The following is a 12,108-nucleotide window of genomic DNA, read 5'->3' as shown; positions in this document are numbered from 1 at the left end:
GGCCGCTCAGCCACCGCGGGGCGTGGCCCCGATCGATCGGGTCTCGCGAGCCACCCGGCGGGACCCCATCGCGAGCATGACCATCGCGCTGCCGGCCGCGAGCAGCCTGATGCCGAAGACGAGGCCGATCACCCAGAGCGCGGTCGACGGCCAGCCGAGCCAGACCACGGCTCCGGCGGCGACGCCGACGAGCCCGCTCGCGAACATCCAGCCCCACCCATCCGCCGGGCGGAGTCGGAGCCCCAGCACGACCCCGACGACGCCCTCGACGACGAAGAACGCCGCCAGGACGAGCGTGAGGGTCAACAGCCCCACGACTGGGTTCACGAACAGCGCCACGCCGCCGACGACGTAGAGCACCGCGAGCAGGGCTTCCCAGACGAACCCCCGCCAGCCCCGTGCGGAGACGGCGTGAACCCCGTGACCCACCCCGCCGACGACGAGCAGTGCGCCGAGTAGCACCGATAGCGCGACGCCGGTGATGAACGGTGAAACGATCGCGATCAGGCCGAGCACTGCGATGAGCGTCCCGACACCTGCGAGCACACGCCAGCTCGCCGCGAGCGGCGTGTCTTCCCGACTGGATTCGATGTTCGAACTCATTGTTCTCCCTCCCGTAAGGGGAGGTCGGCAACCAGCATAAGATATATTGCATATTTTATGATAACTCGACAATAGGATCGTAGTCTGTCATTCGAGCGGCGGGTCGCGGTTTTCGTCGGTTATCCGGGTGAGACGGGCCACAGAGGATGATAGTTCCGACCTGCAACGGCGACGTTCGCCGGGAGACGACCGTCGTCGGTCGCGATAGCCGTCCCGTGGCGCTGGGCGAGCACCGAGCCACCGATGTCCAGTCGAGCCGCCGAGCGGCCTACCGGTCCGCGTCGTCGAGCAGGTGGTCCGCGAGTCGGGTGAAGCGGTCGACCATCCGGCTGGCGGTCGAGGGCTGGACGGTTCGCAGGAGCGCTGCGGTTTCGTCGGGTCGGGTGAGCACCAGCGTGACGCGGTTTCGCTCGTCGCGGTCCTTGCGGACGACGTCCTGTTCGGCGAGGTGGTCGAGGTGCCACTCGAGCGTGCTCCGGGCCACGTTGAGGACGTCGGCGAGTGCACCGGGCGACATCGGGCCTCGGTCGTGGAGAGCGGCGACGACGTCGCCGGCGGTCTCGCGGCGTACCAGCGAGAGCGCCCCGCGCTCCCAGTCGTCGACCTCGGGCGCGAAGTAGTGGGTTCGGCCGTAGCGCTGTTCGTCGACCACCGAGTCGGTCGCGATGAGGCGTTTGAGGTGGTACTGGACCTGGCCCGGGGCGAGGTCGAGCGTTCGGACGAGTTCGTTGAAATGGATGCCGGGCGTGGCCCGCACACAGCGGGCGACGCGGCGTCTGGTTCCGTTCATATGGTGTCCTCGTCGGAGCGTGGGTTCGCGGTCCGGGCGAAGTAGACTGCGGCCAGGAGCAGGACCGCCATCACCCCGTCGGAGGCGTGTTCGATCAGGTGGTGGAGGTGCATGCTCAGCATCCCTTCGAGTGCGAGCCCCCCGACCAGCGTTCGCACCAGCAGCGTCGCGAGCGCCAGCGTTATCAGCAGGTACGACCGCGAGCGTCGCTGGGAGAGCGCCGCCACGCCGAGCCCCACGATGGCCACCGAGGAGATACCCGCGACCACCAGCACGCTGGGGAGGGCGAACGTTCCGACCCCCGGCCACTCGGCGACGGCGAAACGGGCGAGGTGGAGGGCGGGCGTCATCGCTCGCGCCCCGCCGGCCGTCGGTCGGTTCGGCCACGAGCCGGCGTTTCGACCCACGGATCGGGCGAAGCGGCGGTGCGGCGGGACCGGCGGCAGTGCATCGATCGAGAATACGCGCTCGGGCGAATAACGATTCTGGTGTGCCTATCGAATCGTCACGAGACGACGGGTCGCGAGACGATCCAGAGCGAGAGGACGGTGTAGCCGACCATCAGCACCACGAGCGGGAGGTGGGTCCGGCGAGCCGCCGCGAGGTTCGTCGAGCGCTCGACGGCGACGGCGTGGGCGGCCACGACCGCGATAACGTGGCCGACGACGATCAGGAGCACCTGCGACCCCCAGAACGCCGGGAGCGAGAGCCAGCCGAGGACCGTCACGGGGTCCGCCGGTGCGATCGTGACCGACCACGCGAGCGCGGCGAGCACGCCGAGGCGTTCGGCGACGAGCGGGTAGTAGTGGGCGACCTCGTAGGCCGCCGCGATCGGGAGGACCGTCGGCGCGAACGCCAGCGCCGTCTCCCGCCAGGCTGACTCCCGGGCGCTCAGTTGCGCCATCATAATACTCACGACGACGAACGCGACGAGGAATCCACCCAGCCCAACGACGTAGATCAGGACGCTGGTGGTCGGTCCGGTATCGAGGAAATCGCGTAACCCGAAGAGGAGGTTCTGGTACTCCGGCGTGCTCGTGAAGCCGTCGAAGCTCACGGTGTAGACCGTCCCCACGACGAACGCCACGAGGCTGAGGTCCGCGACCGCGTCCGTACAGCCCGTCCACGGCGGGCGGAGTCGGAGTCGGTAGCCACCTCGGGCTTCGACGAACGTCACTGGGGAGACCCGGCCGAACAGCCGATAGAGCACCGCCAGTCCGTCGGCGCGCTCGAACCACTCCTCGCCGAAGACGACCCCGCCGAGGATCATGGCCGCGGCGTAGCCCGCGACGACGACCGCGGTCGACGCCGGCGAGCGCGGGACCACCGTCAGGTTCTCGAGGACGCCGATGCCGACGACGAAGACGACGACCGCCGGCCACGACGCGAGCCACGACGGATACGTGTCGACCAGCCGGATCGCTCGGCCTTCGAGGCGGACCAGCGCGTCGTAGACCGCACGCCAGGGCGAGAGCACCCGCCACGGACTCCCGAAGAGAACGGAGAACAGCCCCAGCCCCGCGATCCAGACCGACCAGACGAACACCGTCGAGAAGTTCTCGGCCTCGATCTGCGGGCCGACGAGACCGTGCCCGATCGTGACGAGGAAGCCGGCGAAGAAGACGGCCTTCGCGCCGTAGCGGAGCGCGGTCGCGACGCGATGTGGTATCGCTAGCGGCGTGCGCCAGGTTCGACCGCCCGTCGCGTCGCCGGTTCGGCCGACCCAGAGGGCGGTGATGGCGACCGTGACGCCCGCACCGCCGAACAGGAACCTCAGCGGAATGGGCGCGGCGAACCGCGAACCCTGGATCTGGTGGGCGCTCGCGGTCCCGACCGCGGCGACGAGCAGGGAGAGCAGAACGGCGGCTGCCCGACGCGGTCTCATACCGCGGCTTCGGCGACGGACACAAAAAGGTAACTGATCTGGTGTATTGGTCCGATCCTCGAATCCGGGCGGCCAAGCCGAGCGCTTATGATCGACTGCTGATACTCCCGACCAATGCGTCCCCGGACCGCGCTGGTGGTGGCCGTCGTTCTGGTCGGGCTGGTCGGTGCGGCGGTCGTCGGACTGACCGACACCGGCGACCCCACCGGCCGGAGCGCCGACAACGGAACCCTCTCCGAGCGGTGGGTGAGCACCCCACCGGCGGTCCTCGAATCCAATCACCACACACCGGCGGCGGCGTTCGTCGACGGCGAGTCGTTCGTCGTGGTGCCGATCAACAGCCGGCGGGGGACGACGTGTCGACTGACCACGCTCGACGGCGACGGCACCGAGCGCTGGAACCGAACCATCGCCGCCGAGGAGTGTACGATCCACTCGATTTCGGACCCGACGATCGCCGACTTCGACGGCGACGGCGAGACGGAAGTGATCGCCGCGACGAGCGCCGAGGAGGTCGTCGCCTACGACCTCCGAAACGGGAGCGTCGAGTTCCGTCGCGACCTCTCGTCGTACGGCTACTCGAAACCCCTCGTCGGCGACCTCCTCCCGGGAGCGGGCAACGAGACGGTCGTCGTCGACCTCGGTGGCGGCGTGTTCACGTTCGCGGACGACGGCAGCATCGCGTGGCAGCGGTCGTTCGGCGACGCCCGCGTCCGCCAGCCAGTGATCGCCGACGTCGACGGCGACGGCGATCCGGAGATCGCCATCGGACAGCTCGGCGGTGAGGCGATCGTCCTCGAACGAGATGGGAGTGTGGCGTGGCGGCAAGCGATCCCGAACGCGAGCGCCACGAAGTGGATGACGACCGGGCAGGCCGACGACGACGCCCCGCTCGAACTCACCTTCGCGACCTTCTTCGGTGAGGTGGTCACGCTCGACGGCGCGAACGGGTCGGTCGAGTGGCGGCGGAATTTCAGTGCGCAGGGGGCGTCGGTCCGTGTGATGGGCGACGGCGATGGCGACGGTCGAACGGAGGTCTACGTGGTCGCGCGGGACGGCGTGCTCCGGAGCCTCGACGCCGCGAACGGGAGCCTCGACTGGCGAACCAGACTCACGGCCGAGACGGACGCGCGGGTGATGCCGCCGCCGAGCCTCGGCGACCTCGACGGCGACGGCGACCCCGAACTCGTCGCTGTGACCGCCGCCGGCCGCGTCCTCGTGATCGACCCGGCGAACGGCGAGACGGTCGACTCCTACGAGCGTGACGTCCCGATCAACACCTTCCCGCGGGTGGCTGACTTTGACGGCGACGGCGACGACGAGATATTCGTGATCTACGACGACGCCCGGGTGGTCGCGCTCTCGTACGACTCGTAGTACGGGTCTCGAATCGGGGGGACCAACGCGAGACCTTATTCGGGCACGAGGACAGGAGCGGGTATGCAGGTGCGGACCGGGCTGGTCGTGGCCGTCGTCGTCGCCGCGCTCGCCGGGGCGGCGGTGGTCGGCTACGATACGGTTACGGCGTCCGGTGGGACGCTCACCGAGGAGTGGGTGAGCGACACCCCGCGGCCGAACCAGGTCAACCACCACTCCGTGGCCGCGGTCCGGACCAACAATCGGACGATAATCGCCGCCCCAGTGAGTTCGGTCGGCGGTTCGTCCGGTGCGAAGTGCGCGCTCGTCATGCTCGATGGTACTGGGACGGTCGAGTGGGAGCGGACCATCCGGAACCGGTCGTGTGCCACTCACGGTATCGGCGACCCGACGATCGCGGATCTCGACGGCGACGGTGAACCGGACGTGCTCGTTCCCACGACCGAGAACGTGCTCTACGGCTACGACGTGAACGATGGGACCGAAACCCTCCGCTTCGACCTCACCTCGTTCGGCTACAGCGCGCCCGCGGTCCTCGCCGAACCGGCCCGTAGAGCGGTCGTCGCGGACTTCAACGGCTCGGTGTTCGCGGTGCGGCCGAACGGAACCGTCGCGTGGCGGGACCGGGTCGCGGCCGGCGTGACCGCCGACACGAGGAGGGCGGACTTCGACGGTGACGGCGGTCCGGAGGTCGCCGTCAGCGCGCCGGGGAACGTCACGCTCTACGAACCGAACGGGAGCGTCGTCTGGGAGCGCTCGGTCTACGCCGCCTTCGCGGCGAGCGGGTCGGTCGACGGGGCGCAGACGCTGTTCGTCGCCACCGGAGACGGTGTGGCGGCGCTCGACGGGGCGACCGGGGCGACGGAGTGGCGCTGGAACACCTCGAACAACCGACCCGCGATCCACGCGCTCGGCGACGGCGACGGGGACGGGTCGAAAGAACTCTACGTCACGACCGGCGACGGCAACCTCGACGCGCTCTCGGCGCGGACCGGCGAGGTCGAGTGGCACGCGGGTCTCTCGACGGAGGATTCGGTCACCCCGCCGCCGGCACTCGGGGACCTCGACGGCGACGGTGAGTCGGAACTCGTGACCGTGACGAACGGCGGGGCCGTCTCGGTCCGTGACCCGGCGAACGGGAACCGCCTCGCGTCCTACGAACGCGACGTCGCCGTCTGGACGCATCCGACGCTCGTCGACCTCGATGGTGATGGGACCGACGAGGTCCTCGTGATGTACGGCGACGGGCGGGTCGTCGCGCTCTCGTACGACTCGTCGCGTGGCCGTCCGGCGGCCGCTATCGAGACGTGAACCACATGGCTTAGCACCTGCCCCGTCGTGCACCGAACGGAATGCGGAGGAGGACTACGGTCGTGCTCGTCGTCGTGGCGATAGCGCTCGGTGGCGTCGTGGCGTACGGCGTCACGATAGGGACGGGCGGGGGCGAACTCCGGACGCTGTGGGTCAGCGACACCGAGCGACCCGTGCTGGGCAACCACCACGCACCGACGGCGGGACGGGTCGACGGCCACCCGGTCGTCTACGCCCCCATCAGTGGGAACTACAGCTCGGCGCAATGTGCGCTCGTCGCGCTCAACGCGACGACGGGCGCGAGGCTCTGGAACTACCAGGTGCCCGCGACGAACTGTACGATTCACTCGGTCGCCGACCCCGCGATCGCCGACCTGGACGGGGACGGGACCGAGGAAGTGCTTGCCGAGACGACCGAGAACCTGATACACGGGTTCGATGCGCTCACCGGTCGCCAACGCTTCAGCTATCCCCTCGCGTCCTACGGCTACACCCAGCCTATCGTGGCGGACTTCACTGGCGACGAGGACGAGGAGGTCATCGGTGTCGACACGAGCGGAACGGTCGTCGTACGAGACGCGAACGGGACGACGGTGTGGCGACGCACCGTTCCCGGCTACGTCAACGCCCAGCCGGCGCTCGCCGACTTCACGGGCGATGGCACCCGTGAGCTCGCGGTCGGGTTCGGTGCCAAGGCGCTGGTCGTCTTCGAGCCCGACGGCACGGTCGCCTGGCGTCGGTCCCCGCCGTCGGACGGAACCATCACGTGGATGGTCACCGGGCAGACCGACGCGGACCCGGCGGTCGAGGTCGTCGTCGGAACGGTGACGGGACAGGTGGTCACCGTCGACGGACGCACCGGTCGTGTCGAGTGGCAGCGAGACCTCGGCGACTTCGCGGCGGTTCACGCGTTCGGGGACGGGGACGACGACGGCCGACCGGAGGTGTACGCGGTCGCACGCGACGGCAAGCTCCGGAGCCTCGACGCGGCCACCGGCGCGACCGAGTGGACCACGACGCTCGATACCGGGGACATCCAGGTCGTACCACCGCCGAGCATGGGCGACGTCGATGGCGACGGAAACCCGGAGCTCGTCGCGGTGACGAACGGCGGGGCCGTCTCGGTCGTCGACCCGGCGGACGGTTCGGTGCGCGGGACCTACGAGCGGAACGTCCCGATCTGGGAACACCCTCGGATCGCGGACACCGACGGCGACGGAGTCGACGAGATCTACGTGATGTACGGCGACGGCCGCGTCGTCGCGCTCTCGGCAGCCGGTCGATGACGGTGCCCCTCGCCCGAGCCGAGTCGGGCGATCGTCGACGGAGTCGGTGGTGCGGTCCTGTGGTGTCCGTCGCGTTCCGGAAGGGTTGAACCCCGTCACGACGTCGGGTCGAGCAGTGTCCAAGGCCAGGCTCTTCACGTCGTTGTGCTCGATGGCGTTCCTGGTCAATCTGGTTCGCGTCGTCTACGCGCCGCTGGTCGAACCGCTCCAGCAGGCCTTCGCGATCGGGCCCGGAACCGTCGGGCTGGTCGTGACCCTCGTCTGGGCCGGGAGCGCGCTGCCGCGGATCCCCGTCGGCTACCTCCTGACGGTCCTGCCGCGCCACCACGTCGTGCTGCTCTCGGGCGCGATGCTGACCGGCGCGTCGGTCGTCGCGGCGCTCGCGAACTCCGTTCTCACCCTCGGGGCCGGGGCCTTCCTGCTGGGGACGGCGACGGGCGCGTACTTCGTTGCCGCGAACCCACTGCTCAGCGAACTCTACGTCAGCGAGGTCGGCCGCCGGCTCGGGATCCACGGCACCGCGAGCCAGGTCGCGGCGGTGCTCGCCGCGCCGCTCGTCACGCTCGCGCTGACGGTCTCCTGGCGCGTGGTCTTCGTCGCGGTCGCGGTCGTGGCGCTCGTCACGACCGCCGTCTTCTATCGGGTCGCGAAACGCGTCGAGTTCCCGGCGGCCAGCGGCGTCGATCGGAACTTCCGGGGGGCGGTCGTCGCCGAGTGGCGACTGATCGTCGTCGGGGTCGTGACGTTCGGGGCGGCGAGCTTCGTCTGGCAGGGGCTGTTCAACTTCTATCCGTCGTACCTCGAAACCGCCCGCGGCTTCTCGCCCGGCTTCTCGCGCACCCTCCTCACCGTGATGTTCGCCGCCGGCGTGCCCGCCTTCTGGCTCAGCGGCACCATCGTCGACCGGGTGCGCGTCGCGCCGTACATCCTCGGGGTGATCGTCGCCTTCGTCGGCTGTCTACTCCTCCTCACGGTCACGAACGGGCTCGCGGGGATCGTCGTGCTGAGCGCCGTCATCGGCTACGTGATCCACAGCATGTTCCCGGCGGCGGACGCCTTCCTGCTCTCCGCGCTCCCCGATGAACACCGCGGCGGGGCCTACGCCACGTTCAGCGGCGGGATGATGTTCAGCCAGGCGCTCGGGAGCTGGTTCGTCGGCGAGGTCGTCGAACTCGGGATCGGCTACGATGCCGTCTTCCAGGGACTCGCAGTCGTTCTCGCGGGCGTCGTCGTCGGTCTCGCCCTGCTCGGCGCGACTGGCCGATTGCCGGCGGTGACGGAGGCGTAGCGCCGGGTCGTTCCGGAGCGGAGGGCTACTCGGTCGAGGTGGGACCGCTCTCGACCTCGACCGTGACCGCGTTCGGCTCGAAGGCGTTCGCCGCGAACCCGCCCTGGTTCCACGGGTACGCGTCGTCGTCGAGCGCGTCCCGCCACTCTTCCGGACCGCTGATCCGTGCGGGTTGGCGGCGGCCGCGCTCGTCGGTCGCGCGCGAACAGAGCGTGTGCCGGCCGGCGTCGGCGGGCCAGTCGTACCGGAACAGCCGCCACGCGCCCGCGTAGTCGGGCCCGAACAGCTCCGCGTCCGCCCAGGTCTCGCCGCCGTCGGTCGACAGCTCCACGCGCTCGACGCGGTCGTCGCCGGCCCACGCCACCCCGCGAACCTCGACCGTGCCGTCGTCCCGAGGCGTGACGGGAGCCTCGCCGTCCGGGAGGCCGATGACGGACATCACGTTGGTGTCGAACGTGTAGGGGTGGTCGACCGCGCCCTCGATCTGCTCCCACGTGTCGGTCGTCTCGACGGTGTCGTTGACGGCGGGATCGGCGCCCTCGGGATGGATCCGGTAGGAGACCTGCTGCCAGAAATCGTGTTTCCCCGGCCGGTCGAGCGAGTCCTCGTGGACCATCGTCTCCATCACCCGGAGCTCGTCGACCCACTTCACGTTGTTGACGCCGTACCAGCCCGGAACGATCAGCCGAACCGGGAAGCCGTGTTCGCGCGGGAGGGGCTGGCCGTTCATTTCGGTGGCGAGGAGACAGTCGTCGAGCGCCTTCGAGAGCGGGATCGACCGGGCGAAGATGTCCTCGGCGTCGGACGGGTCGCCCCCGACGGCGGTCAGCCAGCGACCGTCGGCCGCGTCGATGCCGTGGTCGCGGAGCACCGAACTCACTGGGACCCCGGTCCAGACCGCGGTCCCCGCGGCCTCGAACCCCCACTGGACGCTTCCCGTTTCGGGGTCGTGCTGGCCACGACCGTTGCCGGCACACTCCATCGTGTGGGCGACCGCCACCGTCGGATAGTCCCGGAGGTCGGCCATCGTGAGGCTCCCCTCGGCGTCGCCCGTGAGCGCGACGGTCCACGAATCGGCGTCGGCCGCCGGGATATCGTTTCGGTGACAGACGAAGTGGGCCCCGATGGGCGTGAGCCAGTCCGCGAAGGTTCGCCTGTGGGCCGCCCCCACGACGGTGTACTTGTCGGCCTCGTCGCGCGTCGGCGTCACGGCACCCTTCGCCTCGACGATCCGTTCGATCTCCTCGTGACGGCGTTCCCGTGGGCTCTCGATAGCCATTGTGAGGCGACTTCGGGGCTCGGCCAGTTATAGATTGGCCGTGGTCACGGGCGGTGGTCGTAGCCCGCGAGGAAGGCGAGGTAGTTCAGCGCGAGGAGGATGACGAACGCGTGGCGTTTCGCCCCGCTCGACAGTCCGGTCGCGAACAGCGGGAGATAGATGCAGGGGAGCACGATCGCCGACCAGAACGCGAGGGTTCGGACCGGCGAGAGACGACTGCTGTGCCGATATCGTTCGAGGAACCGGCCGAGGATCTCCTCCCGACGGTCGGCCATCCCGACGAGTTTCGCGTACGCCCGCGACAGGGAGCGCTCGGTGGATCCCTGCTCGCCCTCCTCCCCGTCGGCGAGAACCCGTTCCGACATTGGTCGCGTATCGGGCCGACGGTAGTTGAGCCTAGACTCCCGAATCTATCGAGTGGTATAGAGACGCGGGCGTCGAATCAGTAGGATGGACGCTTCGACGTCTCGTGCGCCCCTCTCGTAGCCGACCCCGTCGCCCGACTATCGGTTCGTGACGTCGCCGGGCGCGACCTCCTCGTCGTTGAAGTAGAGCGCGGCGTCCCCGTCGATGTCGAACGCAGAGACCGTCCCCGAGATCGAGTAGCTGTCCCGGCCGCCGCCACCGACCTGGCCCGAGACGGTGTTTCCGGAGATGGTGTCGTTGTCGTCCACGGTCGCGCCGTTCGTCGTGGTCTTCCCGACGTCGCCGTCGACGGTGAACTCGTAGGTGGATCGCCCACCCTGGCTCGAAACCGTGAGGGTGTTGTCGGGGAGCGAGTCCGGGTCGACCTCCTCGCTGTTGAGGTAGACCGACGCGTCGCCGTCCTGGCTGAAGGCGGTGATCTCGCCGGAGAAGCCGTAACTGTCCCGGCCGCCGCCGTCGACCTGCCCCGTCGCGTGGGCACCCGAGAGGTCGTCGTTGTCGTCCACGGTCGCATTCATCGCGTCGCTCTTGCCGAGCGCGACGCTCGCCGCGAGACGGTACGAACTCGGGCCCCCGTCGCTCGCGATCGTGATGGTGTTGTTCGAGAACTGGCCGGCCTCCATCTCCCGGTCGTTGAGGTAGACCAGCGCGTCGCCGTCCATCTCGAACGAGACGATCCCACCCGAGATCGAGTAGCTGTCACGACCGCCACCGCCGACCTGCCCGGTGACGGTCTTCCCGTCGACGACGTCGTTGTCGTCCACGGTCGCGCCGTTCGTCGTGGTTCGCTCGACGTCGTCGCCGACCGTGAACCGATACGACGTCGACCCGCCGACGCTCGTGATCGAGAGCGTCTCGGTCGGGAGGTCGTCGGGGTCGACCTCCTCGCCGTTCCGGTAGACCGTCGCGTTCCCATCGAGGTCGAAACCGGTGATCTCGCCGGAGAAACCGTAACTGTCCCGCCCGCCGCCGTCGACCTGGCCCGTCGCGTGGGAGCCCGAGAGGTCGTCGTTGTCGTCGACGGTCGCGTTCATCGCGTCGCTCTTGCCGAGCGCGACGCTCACCGCGAGACGGTACGAACTCGGGCCCCCGTCGCTCGCGATCGTGATGGTGTTGTCCGGCAGCTGGTCGGCGGTTATCTCCTGGCCGTTGAGCGTGAGCGCCGCGTCGCCGTCCATCTCGAACGCGAGGATGCCGCCGTCGAACGTGTACGAGTCGATGCCGCCGTCGCCCACCTGTCCCATGGCCGTGTTCCGCGAAACGTCGTCCGTGTCGTCGATCGTCGCGCCGTTGTCGGTGCTCGGTTCGAGGTTGTCGCCGACGGTGAGCAGATACGACGCCCCGCCGTCCCCCGGTGCCTCGATCGTCAGCTCGCCGGAGGAACTCCAGCGGAGCCCGGGTTCCGACCCCGTCCCGCCGGCGTCGTCGCTGGAGTCCGTGTCGTCCGAACCCGTCCCCTCCGAGGGCGCATCGACCGATGAGATGTCCTCGACGGTGAAGTCGTCGACGCCCGGCGAGTTCTCCCGTGTGACCGGGGTCCCGGTGACGTCGAAGACCGTGTCGCTGATGGCCGTATCAGGCGAGTCGACGAGGACGACCCCGTCGCGGTTCCCTCCCTCCTGTTTGAAACGACAGCCATCGACGACGGAATCCGGGCGGCCGACGAGCCTGATCGCCTCGTTGCCGCCGGCATCGCCGGTGATGCTCACGTCCTCGAAGACGGCCGAGTGGGGCTCGGCCGGCGGTTCGTACGCGCCGCCGTCGGGCTCCTTGCCCAGTACGGCCCGAACCCCGTCGGGGTCGACCCCGATACGCGTGTTCCGTACCTCGAAGTGACCCGCCGTCGACTCCGCGACGATGGCA

10 protein-coding genes and 1 pseudogene are annotated in these 12,108 nt (G+C 69.3%); 4 read left to right on the top strand and 7 right to left on the bottom strand.

What is annotated here, in order from left to right; translation table 11 throughout:
* Positions 1–6: 6 nt before the first annotated feature.
* From GT355_RS11505 to GT355_RS11490, 4 genes are all read right to left on the bottom strand, one after another.
* Positions 7–603: an HdeD family acid-resistance protein gene (locus tag GT355_RS11505; RefSeq protein WP_160134770.1), complete on the bottom strand. Its 597-nt coding sequence runs from the start codon at positions 601–603 to the stop codon at positions 7–9.
* Between the two features lie 268 nt (positions 604–871).
* Positions 872–1,393, bottom strand: coding sequence for a winged helix-turn-helix transcriptional regulator (locus GT355_RS11500; RefSeq protein ID WP_160134769.1), 522 nt, complete (start codon positions 1,391–1,393; stop codon positions 872–874).
* Complete coding sequence (locus GT355_RS11495) at positions 1,390–1,743, bottom strand: DUF7471 family protein (protein ID WP_160134953.1); 354 nt, start codon at positions 1,741–1,743, stop codon at positions 1,390–1,392. Before GT355_RS11495 ends, GT355_RS11500 begins: the two co-directional genes overlap by 4 nt.
* A 155-nt stretch (positions 1,744–1,898) precedes the next feature.
* Positions 1,899–3,278 (bottom strand): hypothetical protein, encoded by a 1,380-nt coding sequence (locus GT355_RS11490; RefSeq protein WP_160134768.1) that lies wholly within the window; start codon positions 3,276–3,278, stop codon positions 1,899–1,901.
* 114 nt (positions 3,279–3,392) lie between these two features.
* On the opposite strand from GT355_RS11490, the gene GT355_RS11485 reads away from it, so the two are divergent.
* The 4 genes from GT355_RS11485 to GT355_RS11470 all read left to right on the top strand — a co-directional run bounded on the left by GT355_RS11485 (position 3,393) and on the right by GT355_RS11470 (position 8,540).
* Positions 3,393–4,655, top strand: a complete 1,263-nt coding sequence (locus GT355_RS11485; protein ID WP_160134767.1) for an outer membrane protein assembly factor BamB family protein — start codon at positions 3,393–3,395, stop codon at positions 4,653–4,655.
* Between the two features lie 63 nt (positions 4,656–4,718).
* Entirely contained in the window at positions 4,719–5,966 is a 1,248-nt protein-coding gene (locus GT355_RS11480) for an outer membrane protein assembly factor BamB family protein (protein WP_160134766.1), read from the top strand.
* A gap of 41 nt (positions 5,967–6,007) precedes the next feature.
* Positions 6,008–7,252, top strand: coding sequence for an outer membrane protein assembly factor BamB family protein (locus tag GT355_RS11475; RefSeq protein ID WP_160134765.1), 1,245 nt, complete (start codon positions 6,008–6,010; stop codon positions 7,250–7,252).
* A gap of 151 nt (positions 7,253–7,403) precedes the next feature.
* Positions 7,404–8,540, top strand: coding sequence for an MFS transporter (locus GT355_RS11470; protein ID WP_160134952.1), 1,137 nt, complete (start codon positions 7,404–7,406; stop codon positions 8,538–8,540).
* Between the two features lie 25 nt (positions 8,541–8,565).
* Here GT355_RS11470 and GT355_RS11465 read toward each other — a convergent pair whose 3' ends face one another.
* The 3 genes and pseudogenes from GT355_RS11465 to GT355_RS11455 form a co-directional block, all read right to left on the bottom strand.
* Positions 8,566–9,819 (bottom strand): sulfite oxidase, encoded by a 1,254-nt coding sequence (locus tag GT355_RS11465; RefSeq protein WP_160134764.1) that lies wholly within the window; start codon positions 9,817–9,819, stop codon positions 8,566–8,568.
* Between the two features lie 44 nt (positions 9,820–9,863).
* Positions 9,864–10,184 (bottom strand): DUF8028 family protein, encoded by a 321-nt coding sequence (locus tag GT355_RS11460; protein WP_160134763.1) that lies wholly within the window; start codon positions 10,182–10,184, stop codon positions 9,864–9,866.
* A 138-nt stretch (positions 10,185–10,322) separates the two neighbouring features.
* Positions 10,323–12,108: pseudogene (locus GT355_RS11455) on the bottom strand (hypothetical protein); the annotation flags it as partial.

The organism is Halococcus salsus (assembly GCF_009900715.1).
Classification (GTDB): domain Archaea; phylum Halobacteriota; class Halobacteria; order Halobacteriales; family Halococcaceae; genus Halococcus; species Halococcus salsus.
The sequence above is the reverse complement of the archived record's forward strand: the minus strand, read 5'-3'. Positions and strand labels throughout refer to the sequence as shown.